Origin of the sequence: Alistipes sp. AF14-19 (assembly GCF_003461645.1) — a bacterium.
Taxonomy (GTDB): Bacteria; Bacteroidota; Bacteroidia; order Bacteroidales; family Rikenellaceae; genus Alistipes; species Alistipes shahii.
Genome location: NZ_QTXM01000001.1, coordinates 503,419 through 522,523 on the forward strand (window position 1 = coordinate 503,419; position 19,105 = coordinate 522,523).

18 protein-coding genes and 1 pseudogene are annotated in these 19,105 nt (G+C 44.8%); 10 read left to right on the top strand and 9 right to left on the bottom strand.

The window, feature by feature from the left end; translation table 11 throughout:
- Positions 1–27: 27 nt before the first annotated feature.
- The 9 genes and pseudogenes from wecB to DWW03_RS02180 all read right to left on the bottom strand — a co-directional run.
- Positions 28–1,203, bottom strand: a complete 1,176-nt coding sequence (gene wecB, locus DWW03_RS02145; RefSeq protein ID WP_118406201.1) for a non-hydrolyzing UDP-N-acetylglucosamine 2-epimerase — start codon at positions 1,201–1,203, stop codon at positions 28–30.
- 52 nt (positions 1,204–1,255) lie between these two features.
- A complete protein-coding gene (locus tag DWW03_RS02150; RefSeq protein ID WP_118406202.1) occupies positions 1,256–2,452 on the bottom strand; it encodes a UDP-N-acetyl glucosamine 2-epimerase in 1,197 nt (398 codons plus the stop codon).
- A 3-nt stretch (positions 2,453–2,455) separates the two neighbouring features.
- Positions 2,456–3,679: an NAD-dependent epimerase/dehydratase family protein gene (locus DWW03_RS02155; RefSeq protein WP_118406203.1), complete on the bottom strand. Its 1,224-nt coding sequence runs from the start codon at positions 3,677–3,679 to the stop codon at positions 2,456–2,458.
- A gap of 5 nt (positions 3,680–3,684) precedes the next feature.
- Complete coding sequence (locus DWW03_RS02160) at positions 3,685–4,734, bottom strand: polysaccharide biosynthesis protein (RefSeq protein WP_118406204.1); 1,050 nt, start codon at positions 4,732–4,734, stop codon at positions 3,685–3,687.
- Positions 4,735–5,437: 703 nt separating this feature from the next.
- Positions 5,438–6,784 carry a nucleotide sugar dehydrogenase gene (locus DWW03_RS02165; protein ID WP_118406231.1) on the bottom strand — a complete coding sequence of 449 codons (1,347 nt, stop codon included), beginning with the start codon at positions 6,782–6,784 and terminating at the stop codon, positions 5,438–5,440.
- A gap of 446 nt (positions 6,785–7,230) precedes the next feature.
- The gene (locus DWW03_RS02170) at positions 7,231–9,171 is read right to left on the bottom strand and encodes a polysaccharide biosynthesis protein (protein ID WP_118406205.1); all 1,941 of its coding nucleotides are present in this window, start codon (positions 9,169–9,171) and stop codon (positions 7,231–7,233) included.
- A 199-nt stretch (positions 9,172–9,370) separates the two neighbouring features.
- Complete coding sequence (locus DWW03_RS02175) at positions 9,371–9,916, bottom strand: UpxY family transcription antiterminator (RefSeq protein ID WP_118406206.1); 546 nt, start codon at positions 9,914–9,916, stop codon at positions 9,371–9,373.
- 445 nt (positions 9,917–10,361) lie between these two features.
- On the bottom strand, positions 10,362–10,484 hold the full coding sequence (locus tag DWW03_RS17035; RefSeq protein ID WP_349911808.1) for a fibronectin type III-like domain-contianing protein: 123 nt from the start codon (positions 10,482–10,484) through the stop codon (positions 10,362–10,364).
- A gap of 7 nt (positions 10,485–10,491) precedes the next feature.
- Positions 10,492–10,779, bottom strand: a pseudogene (locus tag DWW03_RS02180) (Arm DNA-binding domain-containing protein); the annotation flags it as partial.
- A 329-nt stretch (positions 10,780–11,108) separates the two neighbouring features.
- On the opposite strand from DWW03_RS02180, the gene DWW03_RS02185 reads away from it, so the two are divergent.
- The 10 genes from DWW03_RS02185 to DWW03_RS02240 all read left to right on the top strand — a co-directional run bounded on the left by DWW03_RS02185 (position 11,109) and on the right by DWW03_RS02240 (position 19,076).
- Entirely contained in the window at positions 11,109–12,383 is a 1,275-nt protein-coding gene (locus tag DWW03_RS02185) for a site-specific integrase (RefSeq protein ID WP_118406207.1), read from the top strand.
- A gap of 40 nt (positions 12,384–12,423) precedes the next feature.
- A complete protein-coding gene (locus tag DWW03_RS02190; RefSeq protein ID WP_022332320.1) occupies positions 12,424–13,191 on the top strand; it encodes a type IV toxin-antitoxin system AbiEi family antitoxin in 768 nt (255 codons plus the stop codon).
- A complete protein-coding gene (locus DWW03_RS02195; RefSeq protein WP_026318147.1) occupies positions 13,184–14,089 on the top strand; it encodes a nucleotidyl transferase AbiEii/AbiGii toxin family protein in 906 nt (301 codons plus the stop codon). The genes DWW03_RS02190 and DWW03_RS02195 overlap by 8 nt, the downstream gene beginning before the upstream one ends.
- A gap of 742 nt (positions 14,090–14,831) precedes the next feature.
- Positions 14,832–15,194, top strand: a complete 363-nt coding sequence (locus DWW03_RS02205) for a helix-turn-helix transcriptional regulator (protein ID WP_018694601.1) — start codon at positions 14,832–14,834, stop codon at positions 15,192–15,194.
- Positions 15,195–15,201: 7 nt separating this feature from the next.
- Positions 15,202–15,579: a DUF6291 domain-containing protein gene (locus tag DWW03_RS02210; protein WP_118406208.1), complete on the top strand. Its 378-nt coding sequence runs from the start codon at positions 15,202–15,204 to the stop codon at positions 15,577–15,579.
- 116 nt (positions 15,580–15,695) lie between these two features.
- A complete protein-coding gene (locus tag DWW03_RS02215; protein WP_118406209.1) occupies positions 15,696–16,676 on the top strand; it encodes a BT4734/BF3469 family protein in 981 nt (326 codons plus the stop codon).
- A 437-nt stretch (positions 16,677–17,113) separates the two neighbouring features.
- Positions 17,114–17,443: a hypothetical protein gene (locus DWW03_RS02225; RefSeq protein ID WP_118406210.1), complete on the top strand. Its 330-nt coding sequence runs from the start codon at positions 17,114–17,116 to the stop codon at positions 17,441–17,443.
- 34 nt (positions 17,444–17,477) lie between these two features.
- Positions 17,478–18,026: a hypothetical protein gene (locus DWW03_RS02230; RefSeq protein ID WP_118406211.1), complete on the top strand. Its 549-nt coding sequence runs from the start codon at positions 17,478–17,480 to the stop codon at positions 18,024–18,026.
- A 31-nt stretch (positions 18,027–18,057) separates the two neighbouring features.
- The gene (locus DWW03_RS02235; RefSeq protein WP_118406212.1) at positions 18,058–18,609 is read left to right on the top strand and encodes a hypothetical protein; all 552 of its coding nucleotides are present in this window, start codon (positions 18,058–18,060) and stop codon (positions 18,607–18,609) included.
- An 11-nt stretch (positions 18,610–18,620) separates the two neighbouring features.
- Entirely contained in the window at positions 18,621–19,076 is a 456-nt protein-coding gene (locus tag DWW03_RS02240) for a hypothetical protein (RefSeq protein WP_118406213.1), read from the top strand.
- Positions 19,077–19,105: the final 29 nt, after the last annotated feature.

A 19,105-nucleotide genomic window follows, 5' to 3' on the forward strand; every position in this document is an offset into this window, starting at 1 on the left:
TAAGTATTATTTTAATTATCTTGTTGATTATTTCACGCCATAACGATCTGTCTCTTTGTCGGCAAGAACGTCTGCAATTCGGCGGCATGCCTGACCATCACCATAAGGATTTACAGCCTTGCTCATCTTCTCATATGCGGCTGCATCGTCGAGGAGTATACTGACCTCATTCATGATTTTATCATAATCGGTACCTACAAGATGTACAGTACCAGACGCAAGAGCTTCAGGGCGCTCGGTGGTATCGCGCATCACAAGAACTGGCTTGCCAAGACCTGGCGCCTCCTCCTGAATTCCACCAGAGTCGGTAAGGACAATAGTAGCCATGCTCATGAGGTGAACGAACTCGAGATACTGAAGAGGTTCGATAAAGAAGAAGTTTGGACGGGTGAGGTCTTCACCAAACACCTCGTGAATTGGTTTGCGCACATTTGGATTGAGGTGCATTGGGTAAACGAAATCAACCTCAGAATACTTTTCTGAAAGGTCCTTCATGGCGGTCACCATACGAATGAAGCCGTCGCCGAAGTTTTCACGACGATGGCCTGTGATAAGGACAAGTTTCTTTCCGTTTGAAAGTCTTGCAACATCGTAACCAGCTTGTGCAAGTACGTTATCCTGCTCTTTAGCAAGAGTCTCATCGGTCTTGAGCTTGTCAACTACCATATGGAGGGCATCAACAACCGTGTTGCCCGTTACGTAGATATTGCCATGAGCCTTTTCGTCAAGGAGATTCTTCTCGGAGAGTGGTGTCGGTGAGAAATTGTAGGTAGCGATACGACCGGTAATCTGACGGTTCATTTCCTCTGGCCAAGGACTGTATATGTTGTGAGTGCGGAGACCTGCCTCTACGTGACCTACGGGAATCTGGGCATAGAATGCAGCAAGAGCACCTGCGGTTGAAGTAGTGGTATCACCATGTACGAGCACTATATCAGGACGACACTCCTTGAACACATCACGAAGCCCTGTGAGCACGTGTGCTGTCACATCGGTAAGATCCTGGCCCTGTTTCATGATGTTGAGGTCGATGTTTGGAGTAACCTCAAAGATTTTGAGCACCTGATCAAGCATTTCACGATGCTGGCCGGTTACGCATACGATAGTCTCAAACTCCTCTGAACGCTTCTGAAACTCCTTCACCAACGGACACATCTTGATTGCCTCTGGTCTCGTTCCGAAGACTAACATTATTTTTTTCATATATTATCCCTTTCTATTTCTCACGTGCACGATTATATGCCTGCCAATGTAGTTATAACACATCCTTACGCCATACCATCTTATTTACTACACCAACGTAGCTCTGAATGATCTTGACAACCTTGCTGGATACATCATCGACATAGTCAGGTACCGGAATACCATGGTTGCCATTTGCAGTCATTTGGACAGCAAGGTCAATAGACTGAAGAAGTCCCTTGGTATCGATACCGCTCAAAATAAAGCACGCTTTATCGAGAGCTTCCGGGCGCTCTGTTGATGTACGAATACAGACAGCAGAAATTGGCTTACCAATCGAAGCATAGAAAGAACTTTCCTCGGGAAGTGTACCCGAATCGGACACCACGCAGAAAGCATTCATTTGCAAGCAATTATAATCATTAAACCCAAGAGGCTGCTGAATCTGCACGCGTGGATCGAGTTGGAATCCAGATGCAGCCAGACGATTGCGCGACCGTGGATGGCAACTGTAGAGAATTGGCATATCATACTTTTCTGCCATCTTATTAATAGCGGTGAAAAGAGAGGTGAAATTCTTCTCTGTATCAATATTCTCCTCACGATGAGCAGAGAGGAGAATGTATTTGCCTTTCTCCAATCCAAGACGCTGGTGTATATCTGATGCCTCAATTTCTACAAGATTCCCGCGAAGCACTTCTGCCATAGGAGAACCGGTCACGTATGTACGCTCACGAGGAAGTCCACATTCCGCAAGATAACGACGTGCATGCTCTGAATAAGCCATATTAACGTCAGAAATGATATCAACGATACGGCGGTTTGTTTCCTCTGGAAGACATTCGTCCTTACAACGGTTACCTGCCTCCATATGGAAAATAGGAATATGAAGACGTTTAGCCCCAATCACGCTCAAACAAGAGTTAGTATCACCAAGAACAAGGACACCTTCAGGTTTTGTCTGAACAAAAAGTTTGTATGAGCAGTTGATGATATTACCGCAGGTAGCACCAAGATCATCTCCTACTGCATCCATATAAACCTCAGGATCCTTCAATTTGAGATCCTTGAAGAACACTCCATTCAGGTTGTAATCATAGTTTTGGCCTGTGTGAGCGAGGATAACATCAAAATACTTGCGACACTTGTTGATGACAGCAGCAAGACGGATAATTTCAGGGCGAGTGCCGACAATAATGATCAGTTTCAACTTACCGTTTTTCTGCCACTTAACGTCGCTATAATCAAATTTGGGAGTTTTAACAGCCATAGTTTATTCCTTTTCGACTGGATCAAAATAGGTATCTGCTCGATTGGGGTTGAATACCTCATTGCAATACATTACTGTCACCAAGTCTTCGGTTTCACTTAAGTTAATGATGTTGTGAGTATAGCCTGGAAGCATGTGGACGGCCTGAATCTTCTCGCCGCTTACTTCATAATTCCAGATCTCGTTGGTACCCTCCTCACGAAGTTGAATAAGACCATGTCCGGCCACTACGATAAAAGTTTCCCACTTGCTGTTGTGCCAATGTTCTCCCTTTGTAATACCAGGCTTGCTGATGTTGATGGAAACCTGACCATTATTGAGCGTATGAATAAGTTCAGTAAATGAACCACGCTGATCAACGTTCATTTTGAGGTCGTGGATAACTTTGTGCCGAGGCAGGTAGCTGAGGTAGGTAGTCATAAGCTTGTATTCGAGGCTGCCTTGAGGCACAGCCATTGCGGTCTGCACCTTACTCTTTGGTGGATTTACAGAAACAGCGCATTTATTGATGATGTCCACAATCTCTCCGAGAGTGGTTCTGTGGGTAACGGGACAAAAGCAATATTTTCCTCCAGCAGTTGGAACAACGTTGAGACCTTCGAACTCACAACGATGTTCCTTGCCGATGAGGGCTCCAAGCATTTCATCTACCAGATCATCAATGTAAAGGACTTCCATCTCTACACTGCGGTCGTTAACCTGAATTGGGAGATCATTGGCAATATTGTTACAGAAGGTAGCAATGGCACTATTATAATTAGGACGACACCACTTACCGAAAAGGTTTGGGAAGCGGTAGATGAGCATTTTGGCCCCTATTTCCCGTCCGTACTGGAGAAAGAGGTCTTCACCAGCTTTCTTGCTACAACCATATTCAGAATTGCCAAAACGACCAGTGAGGGAAGCTTGGGCAGAGCTAGAGAGCATCACGGGACAGCTGTTTTTATGTGCCTTCAGTGTGTCAAGCAGGACGCCGGCAAAACCGAAATTGCCTTGCATGAACTCTTCCTGATTCTGTGGACGGTTGATACCGGCAAGGTTGAAAACAAAATCAGCTTCAGCACAAAAGCGGTCAAGTTCTTCCTGGGTATTACCAAGGTCATACTCGAAGACTTCATCTACCTGTACACCTTCGTACCAGCGAGCCTTGCCTTCCCTGATGTTATTGAGTTGAGAGCAAAGATTTTTACCGACAAAACCTTTTGCCCCTGTAACCAAAACCTTCATTTATTCTATTTAGCAAGATTAAAAATACCGTTCAATTCGTTCTGAACATACTCAAGAGCGGCAATCTTAACTTTAGTTTCCGTAAGGTTCAGGCGACGAGTGTTATCAGAGTTGAACTCTTTAAGTTCACAACGTTTATTATCGCCCTCTGTAAAGAACTTGTCATAATTAAGAGAGCGATTGTCGGCTGGCACACGATAGAAATCTCCCATATCCTCTGCCTTGGCACACTCTTCGTTAGTCAGGAGAGTCTCGTACAGTTTCTCACCATGACGAATACCGATAACCTTGATATTTTCCTTCTTACCACCGAAAAGTTCGCATACAGCCTCTGCTTGAGTCTGAATAGTACAAGCAGGCGCCTTCTGAACAAGTATATCTCCGTTCTGGCCATGTTCGAAGGCGAAGAGGACGAGATCAACGGCTTCTTCGAGCGACATGATGAAGCGGGTCATTTTAGGTTCGGTCAGTGTAATCGGGTTGCCGTTGCGGATCTGTTCGATCCAAAGTGGAATAACAGAACCACGTGAGCACATTACGTTGCCATAGCGAGTACAGCAGATCTTGGTGTCGCCGGAATAACGGCTCTTTGCTACTGCGATTTTCTCCTCAATGGCTTTGGTGATACCCATCGCATTAATTGGATACGCTGCTTTATCCGTTGAAAGACAGATTACTGCACCAACCTTTGCCTCAATAGCAGCAGTAAGGACATTGTCTGTGCCAATTACATTAGTCTTTACGGCTTCCATTGGGAAAAACTCACAGGAAGGAACTTGCTTTAAGGCTGCTGCATGAAAAATATAGTCAACACCAGGCATAGCATTTCGACATGACTGAAGACTTCGTACATCACCGATAAAGAACTTGATTTTGTGCGCAACATCAGGATACTTTATCTGATATTCATGACGCATATCATCCTGTTTCTTCTCATCACGAGAGAAAATACGGATTTCTGCAATATCAGTCTTCAAGAAACGATTCAATACTGCATTACCGAATGAACCTGTCCCTCCGGTAATCATAAGGGTCTTACCTGTAAAGATGCTCATATTAACTTTTTATTGTTATTAATTAACCATCGTGCAGTTAGCATGAATCCATAAAACGTTATTCTCACCGGCTGAAATCCTTGACTCAGGATGTCAGCTATTTCGAAGGCTGACCGATAGTTTGAAAGTTCAGATTAACGTGGGCTTACAACTCCATCACAGAATATTGTGTCTATACAAATATGCTTCACAAGTGCTTGACAGAACCTTGGAATAGACGTTTGCTCGTACATAGCATGTGTTAGAAATGATAGGGATCAGCCATAATTCGCACTTCCCTGTTTACAAGGAAGCGATTCACGATGTTGCATTATTTATCAAAATGTCAAAGAACTTTACAATCATCGTATCTTACCGGGAGACCAAGGGTATTTGAGTGCCGACGCATAGTTAAATCTATTCAAGAGTAGCCATATTATTGGGGAAAATACCTACGCAACGCAATCAATACGATTATTGCCAGCAGCATCCAAATATCGCCATTGCCGAAAATGTATCGGAACCATTCTCGCAACTCTGCGACTACTTCATGATCCGATGAGACTATACGAAATTTTTAAGGAATTCAGAATTAGATCGCTCTATAAAATTATGCCAATCAATTCCACACAGTTGACCGTTAAACACAACAATATAAATACCAATTACTTAAGCACATGCACTTCTCAAATACACTATGGATTATTATTATCAAATCATGCAATTAATCGCGACGAAATATATCACGTGTATAAACTTTCTCCTCCACATCACTCAAGTAATCATCAAAACGATTTGCAATAATTACATTAGACAGAGCCTTGAATTTAGCAAGGTTGTTCACTACCAGTGACCCGAAAAAGTTTTCACCATCAGCAAGTGTTGGCTCATAGATTACCACATTAGCACCTTTTGCTTTGATACGCTTCATAATGCCTTGAATGGCACTTTTACGAAAGTTATCGGAGTGTAATTTCATCGTCAAACGATATACTCCAATAGTAACAGGCTCTTTTTTGCCATCATACTGATTATTTGTGCTATAATCGTACCAACCGGCTTTGCGAAGTACTGCATCTGCGATATAACCCTTACGGGTACGATTACTCTCTACAATAGCAGTTATCATGTTCTGTGGCACGTCTGCATAATTGGCGAGCAACTGCTTTGTGTCCTTTGGCAGACAGTAACCACCATAGCCGAACGATGGATTGTTATAGTGAGTACCGATCCGAGGATCGAGACCGATGCCCTGGATGATGGCAGCTGAATCAAGTCCCTTCACTTCTGCATAGGTATCGAGCTCGTTGAAATAGCTGACACGCAGAGCAAGATAGGTGTTGGCAAAGAGTTTTACAGCTTCGGCCTCCTTCAATCCCATGAAAAGAGTGTCGATATTCTCTTTGATGGCACTTTCCTGAAGAAGCTTTGCGAATATCTCGGCAGACTCTTCCATGTGATTGCCTTGAATCTTGCGGATTGCCTCATTCTCTTCCTCCCATTCCTCTGACATCATCTTTGGATAACCAACGATGATACGTGAAGGCCAGAGATTGTCTTCGAGTGCCTTACTCTCTCGAAGGAATTCAGGAGAGAACAGCAAACGGAACTCACGACGTTTGCCATCTGCAAGAGGTTCCATCTGTGCAAACTTTTGAGCATATTTCATATAGAGTGAACGGCAATAGCCAACAGGAATCGTTGACTTGATTACCATTGTCGCCTTTGGATTAACAGAAAGAACGAGGTCAATCACATCCTCAATATGGTGTGTATCGAAGAAGTTCTTTACAGGGTCATAGTTGGTAGGTGCAGCAATAACTACAAAATCTGCATCTTTATAAGCGGATGCTCCATCAAGGGTTGCAGTAAGGTTGAGTTCCTTTTCTGCGAAGTATTTTTCAATATACTCGTCCTGTATCGGCGAGATACGATTGTTAATCTTCTCCACCTTTTCAGGGATAATATCAACAGCAGTCACTTTGTGGTGTTGTGCCAAAAGAGTTGCAATACTCAAACCGACATAACCGGTACCGGCTACAGCAATTTGGAGGTCTTCAAAATTTCTCATATTCTCGCGGATTAATTTGGTTCTGATGGCCGTATTGAACGACACCACGAAAAGCTCTTTACAAGCGATTTAATCAGATTACCTGTACAGTAGAAATAACAATAGAGGTATATGGTTAAATTTTCTTAAATATTTGGAATTGAAAATGGTGCTATTGCAGAAAAGGGCATCGGGGAGCGTAATTCATACAAACAGTGGATAATAAACATAATGCCTCAATACTGTTGCGTAGAAAATATGGTCAATACCAGGAAGAATATCTTTGATGCCTGATTAAGATAGTAGCAGCACGCCGTTAGAAGTGTGCAACTAATCAAGAAACTAAATAATCAAAAGAATAACAATCTAAAAACAAACGTTGCTTAAATACAAACCGGGTTGTTACATATAATCCAGCGCAATACTTACTTCTGGCTGATCAATGGCCATATCGTGGCACTTGAAGATTATTTGTCATATACCTCGAACCTCGAATTTTTCGACTTGAACTCGGGTACCGTCCGCTTCATAAGCCGTATCATGTCGGGAATCTCCACCTTTCGGGACAGCGTCTCCAGCTCTTCGGCAACGCCGCAGGCCTCCCCGTAGTCATACTCCCGAACCTTGGCGATACGGATCCGGTCGTGCGTCGTCGGAAGCGTGTTCTCCTTGTTCGACAGAACCTCCTCGTACAGTTTCTCCCCCGGACGCAGACCCGTGTATTCGATCCTGATGTCCTTCTCCGGCTCGAAGCCCGCCAGGGAGATCATCCGCCGCGCCAGGTGCGCGATCTTAACCGATTCGCCCATGTCGAAGACGAAGATCTGATTGCCCGTCGACATCGTGGCGGCCTCCATGACCAGACGGCACGCCTCGGGGATCGTCATAAAGAAGCGCGTAATGTCCGGATGCGTGACAGTCACCGGACCGCCCTTGGAGATCTGGTCCCTGAAGCGGGGAATGACCGAACCGTTCGAGCCCAGCACATTCCCGAAGCGCGTGGTGACGAAACGCGTCTTCCCCGGCGTGCGGCCCTGCTCGATCGACAGACCCAGCGACTGCACGTAGATCTCCGCAAGGCGCTTCGTGCAACCCATCACGTTCGTCGGGTTCACGGCCTTGTCCGTCGAGATCATAACCATCTTCTCAACATCGTATTCGATGCACTTGTCAGCGACGTTGCGCGTTCCCGCGACGTTCACCAGAACCGCCTCGCATGGGTTCTCCTCCATCAGCGGGACGTGTTTGTAAGCCGCAGCGTGGAACACCACCTGCGGATGGTACGTCCGGAACACGAAGTCCAGACGGGCGGGAATCCGGACGTCGCCGATGACAGGGATGAATTTCAAGGCCGGATAGCGCTCCTCCAGTTCCAGGCGAAGGTTGTGCATCGGGGTCTCCCCGTTGTCGAAAAGGATAAGCTCCTTCACCCCGAACATCGCCAGCTGACGGCAAAGCTCCGAGCCGATGGAACCTGCCGCCCCCGTAACCAGGATCGTCCTGCCGCGGAAGTTGGCGATGATCTCATCCATCGAAATGCGGATCTCGGGACGGCCTAACAGGTCTTCGATCTTGATCTCCCGGATCGACTGCTTCATAATCTTCCCGTCGATGACCTCGTCGATCGGTGGGGCGATCAGAATTTTGACCCCCTGCTCCGTACAGTATCTGATCAAGCGCTCCTGCTCCTGCTGCGCATCGTCATTGGTGGCGAAAAGGATCGCGTCGACATCGACTCGGTCCCGCAGGTATTCGACGCTGTGCTGATTCTCGAAATAGTAGACCGGGCACTCCGCGATCGTATGCTTGCGCAGGGACTTCCCGTAGGTCAGAAAACCGACGACGCGGTAATGCGGCGAGTTTTGAAGACGCGTGACCAGAGACACCGACTTGTCCCCCGTGCCGTAGACCAGAACCTGACGGCTGTTCGCGCGGCGGGACTGCTTCAACTTGATCAGGTCGTAGACGACGATCATGCAAAGACGAAGGGCCAGCAGAAGGAAGAGCGTGACCAGCACGTCCAGCAGGAAACCCATGGAAAGGGCGGCGTAAGGCGGAGACGGTTTTTGGGGAAGGAGAAGCACGTAGAAGAACATCAGCAAGTCCTTGAAGAGAACCGCACCGCCCAGTTTCCAGATTTCCCGAAGCGTCGTATGACGGATGACGCTGCGGAACGTTCGGAAAACGATGAACGAAAAAACGCTCAAAACACACGAACTGGCCAACAGCCAGAAACCGTACCATACCGTGAAAACCGGATTCGTGAACAATCCGCGAACCAACAGGTAGGCGATCAAGGTCGAAACTACAGACACGACCGTGTCGATCGTCAAGATCAGCCACGACGAAAAATACCGTGACGATAGGTATTTTTCAATCCCAAAACGGGACATGATAACTTGAAGCATACGGAGGCGTGAAAAGTTATCGGCATCCTTTGCAGCAGGACAGCCGGAACATAAGAGAACCCGCGGCAACTACCCCTGCCGGAACAGCGGTAAGCCGATTATAATGACGCAAAAATGAAAACTATCGAAATACGGCCTGCGAATAGAACGGGAAACGATAAATCCCGGATTTCAGGCAGCCCCAATCGGGTGAAACGGTTTAGTCCGTCGTGATTTTTTCCAGGAAACAGCCGGGAATATAGGTTGTCGCCACGGCTACGACACCCTCGATCGAGACGATCAGCCGCCGGTTGCCCTTGACACGCCGAATATAGCCTTCGGCCCCTTTGAAAACACCCTCTGTAACGCGGACCCGGTCGCCCCGCCGGAGTTCCGCCGGCGCTTCGGGGAGGTATTCCAGCCCGGGATCGTCGGTCGACGTGACCAGCATGAAGGCCTCCATCTCGGGATCGGGAATGACGGCCGGTTTTTTGGTCTCCCGATCGAAATATACCATCAGCGGACTGGTAGCCTTCGCCCGCTGCATCAGTTCGAGCACCGCACGTTCCGCCTGCCGGACGAACATCAGCGATGAAACGGCCGGTTCGCGTCGGCGAATCGTCCTGCCGCCGACGGTTGTTTCTGTGGAACGTAAAGGAATGTAGGTTTTTACACCGTCCTGTGCGAGAAGCCTTTCGACATCGAACACCCGGTTGTAAAAGACTTTCAGTGCATACCAGTGCTCTTCGTCACTCTTGTCGAACATATAGCTTGCTAAAGGGCATACTTTACAATCCCCCGCAGGCAAAAACCGGCTTGTGAAAACGGTTTTTTCAGCGAGGCAATCGGGGGCTGGCCACTTGTAATCCGACACCTGATGCGACTGTCCCTGACCCAGGGACGACACCGAAACCCCTTGTAAAAAGATACACCTCAAAAAAAACAGAGGCGTTTTTCACTACACAAAAGTATGGATTATTGCGTTAATAACCAAATATTTTACTCCAATCTTTTCAATCCCCCAAAACAGCTCGAACAACAAACACTTATTAATCAAACATTTAATCCACAAGCGAGCAATACATACGCCCAAACGGACGATAAAACATTCGTTTTACCGTATTTGCCGGTCGAAATGCAGCAAAACAGTGCAGAAAAATATGCCCCGAAGGCCGCATTAAACTTGTTTCAGAACTGCCGGGAACACCGATTCAATTGCAAAACTTCAGATCGTCCTCCGCAACGATCACCCCGACATCCTTCCTCTCTCCCGAGGACAAAACAACCTCTTTAAACGTATTCAACTCTTTTTCAGGACGCGAAATGCCGGCCACGGAATTATTCCTTTACGAGCGTTTCAGCCGTATAGTCTTCATCGCGGGCGGCTTTCTCCAATAACCTGGTTTGATACTCGGATTTGACTTTCAGAATGATTTGCTGGATGTACTTGCGGTCGGGACACTTGGGTTTAGGCTCGTTGCGGTCGAAATCCCAGTTAGACGGATGCACCGACACGCCTAAACTCTTCATCGTCCGTTTGCGGTCTTTCGTAATGCGCAACATGAGCGGATGTTCCCCGTTGGCGAGGGTCTTGCTTTTGAAACAAATAACTGAAATAGTGGCGTCCATAGCCTTTTGGCGGTTTACACCACGGTTTACACAGACCGTGTAAACCAACGTAAAAACGGGGTCAAAAGCCACGAATAAAGTCAACCGCCAACGAACGAAAAGGCTCAGCAATCATCAGATTACCAAGCCTTTCCATCAGTCGGGGTGACTGGATTCGAACCAGCGACCACACGCCCCCCAGAGGAGAAATTTATTTTTTCCGATAAGAGTAATTAACTTTATTTTAGTATATTTACATCACGTACAGAGAATTGCGATTTTGCCTTATTGTCATCTATTGCGATTTTTCTTGTACCACTTTTGTACCACCATCTATTTTACATCGGAAAATGGCCTACTCTGTTCGCATCGTTTTACGGAAATACAAACCCAATTCAATGGGGTATCACATTCTCCAATTATGCGTCACTAAAAACAGCAGTCGCAAGCGCATCAGTCTGAAATTATACGTCGATCCGGCCTATTGGGACAATTCGGCCGAACGACTTACCATCGAACGGAATCTGAAAGGCGAAAAGCAGCGGGAGGCCAATAAGAAACGAATTCAGGACAATGCTTTTTTGGACAAAGTCAAAGCCCGCGCCCGCGAGATTATCGAGAAATTCGAGATAGACGGCATCGACTGGACACTGAACCAATTTGAGGAAACATTTTTGAACCCCTCCAAGCAGGGAAAATTCTGCGCATACCTCGAAAATCACATCCAAACATTAAGGGATACCGGACATACGGGCAACGCCAAATGCTATTTCGAAACGCTTCGACTGCTCAAATATTACGACGGCAAACTGAGTCAACGGCTGTTTTCCGACATCGACCTGCGTTACGTGCGCAATTTCGATACGTTCCTGCAAAAGCGGGGTTGCAAGGGCAATACCCGCAAATATTATTTCAAGGCATTGCGGGCTATATTGAATCAAGCGAAACGAGAAGGTGTCGGTTCGGAAGCGGCCTATCCTTTCGTCAAAGGCGGCTTCGAGATTGCCAAGTTGGAAGAAGCGACCGAGAAACGCTACCTCCCGCCTCAAGACTTGCAAAAACTCAAAGATACGCCCGCACAGAATCCCCAAAACGAATACGCCCGGCAACTCTTTCTTTTTTCTTACTACTGCTACGGAATGTCGTTCGTCGATATGGCCTACCTTACGACCGATCATATTCAACGGCTGGCTGACGGGAATTATATCGTTTACAAACGCAACAAAATCAAGCACCAAAAGAACGCAACTGCCATCCGAATCCACATTACGCCGGAGATTCAGGGATTGATCGAACGGCTGAAATCTGCCTCGCCAACCGTCGAAAATTATTTGTTACCGATCATCACTTGTTCCGGCTATACGGGCGAGAAGCTATACAACCACATCCGAAGCCGTTACGCCAAATATCAGAAATATTTGAAATCGTTGGCCGAAGAACTCGGCATCGATTATCATTTGACCAGCTATGTAAGCCGTCATACAATGGCAATGACCTTGCAATACAATAAAATCCCGCGCGAAATCATTTCGCAGATGCTCGGTCATGCCGACCTTGAGACGACCAACACCTACCTCGACAGCTTCGACAACAAGGTAATCAACGAGGCAGCAAAAGTTTTGTAATAGGCCAACAATGGTTTAATATTTTTTGTATATTTGCGCTATGAGCGTAAAAAACGAGTCGAAAATAAACCAATTACTGCAAGAGGTTCCGGCTGGAGCCGTGTATCTGACCTCGTGGATGAAGCAAAATAACATACCGCATTCCACCCAACACAGATACGTCGAATCCGCTTGGCTGACCCCCATAGGCACGGGTGCAATGATCCGCACGGGCGATACGCCTACATTATACGGAGCCATGTACAGCCTCAATACACAGGCTGACAAACATCTGACAATCGGAGCCATGTCGGCATTGGAGATACACGGATATTCGCACTACCTCCCGATGGGCAGGCCAACCGTTTCGCTGTCTGCGCCACAAAAGGAGTATTTACCGCTTTGGTTCAGAAAATACGACTGGGGAGTTACGCTCCGGCTGTTTACCACCGAAATATTCAATTCCGACACCGGAATCACCACCACCCGACAAGGGGTTTTCGAGTTGCCGATCTCTACCCCAGAACGGGCATTTATGGAGTGTCTGCACCTCGCTCCGCAATATTACGACATTACCGACCTCTATTATGTGATGGAAATGCTGTCGATACTCCCGCCAAAGAATGTGCAACGACTGTTGGAGGAGTGCCGTTCCGTCAAAGTGAAGCGGCTGTTCCTCTTTATGGCCGAAAAGGCCCATCATGCGTGGTTCGGGGCCCTCAACCTCGACAAAATAGACCTCGGCAGTGGCAAGCGGGTAATCGCCAAAGGAGGCGTTTACGATAAGAAATACCAAATCACTATTCCGGCAGAACTGAAAAATGATTAATCAAGAGTACAAAGAGCGCGTGCGGCTGTTGCTCCGCATCATCCCGATTATTTCGACGGAAGAATGTTTTGCCGTTCACGGCGGCACGGCAATCAATCTGTTCGTGCAAAATCTGCCGCGATATTCGGTAGACATCGACCTGACCTATATTCCCGTCGAGCCGCGGGAAGCAAGCCTCGCCCATATCAAAGAACGGCTGAAAGCGATAAAGGCAAAGATCGAGGCTGCAATACCGGGCATTGCAATACGCGAAGTTCCCAACAAATTGATCTGCACCCATAACGGGCATTTCGTCAAAGTAGAGGTAAACGACGTGAAGCGCGGCATTATCGCACCGCCCATCGAATTGCCCTTATGCGACCTCGCCCAAGAAGATTTCGGCGTATTCTGCAGAGCCCGCATCGTTCCGCTGTCACAACTCTACGGTGGCAAGATCACGGCGGCACTCGACCGCCAGCACCCGCGCGACCTGTTCGATGTAAGTCTGATGCTCGATTATATCAAAGACTTTGACCAGATCAAGCGCGGTTTCATCTTCTGCCTGCTGGGAAGCGACCGCCCGATCTTGGAGTCCCTTAATCCTAATTTCAACGACCAGCGCGACGCCCTGACCAACCAATTTGAGGGCATGTCCTCAACGCCGTTCACCTACGAGCAGTACGAAGCGACCCGCCGCCGACTGGTCGAGTATATCAACGACCATCTGACACCGACCGACAAAGCATTTTTACTCGGATTCGAGGACGGGACGCCGGATTGGGACGCATCGGAATACCAAGATTTCCAGCATTATCCGTCGGTTCAATGGAAGCTACTCAATATTAGAAAGCTGAAAAGGAAAAATCCACAAAAGCATGAGGACGGCATAATCAAGTTGCAAAATTATTTTGGATTCTAATGTACGAAGACATAGTAGATTACGATGACTTTTCAGAAAGAGTAGGTTCTGAAAACGACATCCTTGACCTAATTTACAATGAAATTTGGAAGAGAACATATTGCCCTAAATGCGAAAGATTCAACACCCACAGCAGAAGCAAATACGCTTCAAAAAATATTCTTTGCCATCATTGCAGTATACAATGGTCTATCCTGCAAGAGACAATATTTTTCAAGACACGCATCGATTTAGTTAAATGGAGCTATGTCATCTATGCAATATCGTTTTACCCCCGAAAAGTATCTGTTAAATGGCTCATGACCGAATTGAAAATCAACTCCTATAACACAGTCTGGCATATGGCAAACAAAGTTAAAACTGTTGCCAACCATAGCCCAAAAGACAAATGTATTTTCAGAGAATTAGAAAAAATATTTCGTCGGCATAGATTTATATAACAGGATATAAAATTCATATAACAGGATAAATTATATAAACGACACAAAAACCGCATAAAAAAAGCAAAAAAACTTCAGCCAATAGTATCTTTTCCTACATTACATCTTATAATCAATACAATATGACTGGGAACACCAGTCATATTTTTTGTCTAATCCATAAAAAAACGATATAAAATCTTCAAAATAAAAATACACAAAATATTGACAATCAATATTTATAAGGAATATTTATAATAAAATCAAAATACTGTCAAAATATCCATTCGTATTAGGAGTGCATAACTTAATTTTTTAAGATTATGCATACTAATTCTTTCTCAAAATTCGGGGATGATTTCCCCATCGCGGGACTCTCGGTAAAGCAATTTATCGAACTCTGCGTGAGCCTCGGCTTCGGCAATCGCCCCAACTCTTATCCTAATAAGCCGGAATCACCTCCACCAGAAATTATGGGCATCAATGATGTGATTAAACTTACAGGCTATTCAAAGGCCACGATCTACAAGTTCACACATCAACGACTCATCCCATTTCATAGACCCGCCCACGGGGGACGGCGCTTGGTGTTCATCCGACAGGAAATCGAAGACTGGATGAAAGAGAATTCAATCCCCACCGTCGGGCAATACTGTAAAGAACAATTAAAAAAACTTAATAATTAAAAAATTTATGAAAACAGAATTTAACCCTTTGGAAGCACTGGCCGACATTTCTGAAGACGAACTGAATGAATTTATCGAACTACAGGAGGAAGCTCCCAAGAAGCGCCGGAGACAAAAAACCCGAGAATCCTTTGTGTGTTTCATCTCATTTTACGAATCTATTAAATTAATGCCGGAACGGCTCCATTTAAGAGCATTCAGAGTATTGATGGATTATGCATTCTATCAGAAGGAACCGCCTACAAAGACACCAACACGTATTATGCAATCTTTCGTCAGTTGGCGGAAGCAGGTGGATGTGAACTCGCAAAAATATGATAGGAAAGTCGAGAGTAATTGGGGCGGGAAAGATGGTGACGAGAAAGCGGATAATGACGGGACTTAAAACATCCCGTCTTATTTCTCAGAGCAATAACCGGACTGGAAACATACAAGAAACAGGCAGCAAATCAATACACAACACACTGAATAACAAAATCATATCCAAAACCATCGGATAAAATGATAATTTCAAACGCAATGAACCAAAACAATAAACTCACACTCTCAAGGACAAACACCGTTGTTAGGATTCCTGAAGACATAGTTGGGCCTCAAGTTTCGCTCTTTGCAAACGTAGTTAGCACAATCCCTGTCGCAACGGTCGATTTATGGACATTTTTATTAACAGCCTCCTACCAAAATATAGTAGACGAATATCGAGGCACTAAAGATCCGGACATACGCGCCAAAATCAAGAAATTCGAGATACCGTGCGTAACCGTTGCCGGGGTATTCGACACCCGCGCCAAAAAGAGGCTTCATCATCTTCATAGCAGCTATATCTGCATCGACATTGATGGGAAACAGAATCCCCGTGTAAAAGGGCGATGGAACTTGGTCAAAAATATGTTGAAAGAAAGAATCAGCAGTTTATGCTATGCTGGGCTATCTGTTGGAGGCGATGGATTATGCTGCATCTTTCGAATAGCTTATCCTGAACGCCATAAAGCTCACTTTTATGCTCTCGTGGACGAAATACAAGAACGGACGCCACTAATCGTCGATGAAAGTGGCAGCGATGTCGTAAGGCTGCGTGTGGCCAGCTATGACCCTCATCCCTATTTCAACCCTGATGCTCCTCCGTACTTGTATTACAAGCCGAACAAATACAGTGCGCCGCGCAGGGTGAAGAAGGCTCGAAACGCCGAAATGGATGTAATCACAAAACAACGGGCATATTCACTAATAAAAATAATTCAGAAAAAACAGATTGATATCACTGTTGGACGTGCCGTCTGGAAATCCATCGGACAAGCTCTCGCCAGTGAATTTGGGCCCGAAGAAGGGTTACGACTTTTCCACTTGGTAAGTAAATGGCATCCCGATTACGATCCTACTGAATGCAATGAAATGTTTGACTGGTGTATCAAAAATCACGATGATGTGGATATAGCCACTTTCTTTTATCATTGTCAAAAGTATAATATAACTTTCAAATAACCCCATCGTGCCGCACGCGGAGCCGGAACCTTGTCGAGAGGTTTCGGCTTCTTTTTTATTATATCTGCATCCCTGCGTAGATAATACCCGAAAGCATGTTTGGCGAAATTTGCACAACAAGGCCCCGATGGGTGTCGTCAATTACGAAATATTTTTTACCTTTGTCTTGTCGCGCAAGCGGCGTATATTGGTGAAAGTGTTTCGATTTAACCTCGAATAGGAATCTGGAAAATTCAATTTGCTGAGGGTAAACGACGGCACTCATCACTTGTATTGGTATGCGAGATTAATCCCCATACTATACAGGTGGGGGGTCTTGTGTCAGTTTATTTCAGCAAAGGTATTCCAGAACCTCTATTCGAATAAAACGGGCAGCTCCACACTTTCTTTTTGTAATCATGCCAAGTCGGGGCTGGGTGGCGCAAACACTTACCGTCATGGAGAAAATTACAGCCTACTCGATTCTCAAAGAATTAGGTAACGATGCGTTGTGCAAGTACATTTACGAGAACATCGCCGAACCTACCTTTGATTCGCACCGGATCACCAATCCTTTTCCGCAGGATTTCAGAGATTATTACGAACGTATGTTGATCGCACATGAGGACGAAGGCGACATTCGAGATAGGAATATTATTATCGCAAGGTCTATAGGTAATTATCTCGGCCATAACAGCGGAGCTTTACAGATTGAAAAGATCGGAGAAATTGCGTCTACCAACATGAACGGAGAAGAAACACCGACTTCGCTTTGGAGGAAATATTAAAGAATCATATTCATTATAAATAAAATCAAGAACAATGAAGCACTTTATCTGTCTTTGCATCGGAATGTTAATGTACTGGAATGCGAATGCCCAGTATAATATCAAAGGCTATAATGTAGCCATAAATGACTCTTATTATGATTTCGGGACGGCATATCTAAAATCACCATTGGGAGAACAAACCAAAGGAAGGCTTAGAGTATATTTTTATAAAAAAAGACTTCCGATGATGATGTATCAATTTTTATATAATGGAGAAATATTAACACAAGACATTGTACATTTAGACGACTCCTACATATCATCTAACATGATAACTCGTGACGGAATTTATGGAGAATATATAGTGGTTCGATGGCATCCTCATTTCGATTGGCGCTATAATGGATATTTAAAATTTGGCTTTGAGAACAGTGTGAAAGAGGCACAATACATTCCATATAACATTGAAATATCCAGCCCCAACGGAGTCATATACGCATTGTATTCAGTAAATACAGGTGTCACAAAAATACAAGAACAAAGTGCCCCTGAAAGAGCAATGGATTATTTGAAAAAAATTTATAACGAATACTTCAAGTAAAATGTAAATTATTTTAGAAATATTATATATTATGAGTTATAAACATATTATTATATTATTCATTGGAATATGGATATGTAGTGACGTAAATGCTCAGTATAATGCCAAAGGCTACCAAATAGCAACCAACAATCAATATTATGACCTACCCATAACTGCTGAAGTAAATCCGGACGGAAACATCAAAACTGTTCAGACTCGTCTATTATTTGCACAAAAAGACATACACAAGCCTATTGCAGTCTTTCAAGAAGCTGGCGTATCAGGAATCTTTCTTATTGTAAGAGAAGTTTACGCAGAACCAGTATATGTTAAGGGAAAGATATCTGGCGAATCTTTGATTCTGTTATGCAACCCAGCAGGTAAAGTGGAAGAGGACTGGATGATAATATTCGGATTTAGAGATACGATCAAGGACTCAAAATATCCTATGGTCGTCAAGATAGAAAATGAGGCAGGTTATTATATGTCAATTTTCTCACAAGATAACGGAGTATGCCCGGTAAATAAATTCAACAGATCCGAACATACAATGAATCAATTAAAGGATTTTTATCGAGGATTCTATGAGGTCGAATTTTAGACATATATTTTATGACTACTTTAATTACCATCGCAATCATTTTACTATTTGGCCTTTGTGTTTATATTGAAAGCAATTATCGGCACACGGCCCACAAGACTGCCCGAGAAATGGATGAGTCTACCAAATCATCGGAATGTTATTATTGGGGTGAAGATATTATCGTCGGTTTTTTACTTACCATAAGCAAATGGCTATTTGTGTCAATATTACTCTGTATACTCTTTGAGTTAATAATGGGATTTAAGGACATTGAGCCCATTTTGTATGAAGATTATAAAACGCTTTGGTGGATACTTGCCGCAATAATTAGTATAGGCTTTTTGTGGTATTTTTATTTGGAGACATTGGTTAAGCGCAGCAAACAAATCAATTTCGGAAATCAGATGCATAGTTTCGGTTTCAAATTCGCTCCTAAAAATTCCCTCATATTTATGCTGTGGAACCCGTTGGTTGAATTAAAATAAAGCATCTTTAACAAGACCAATTTTACGAT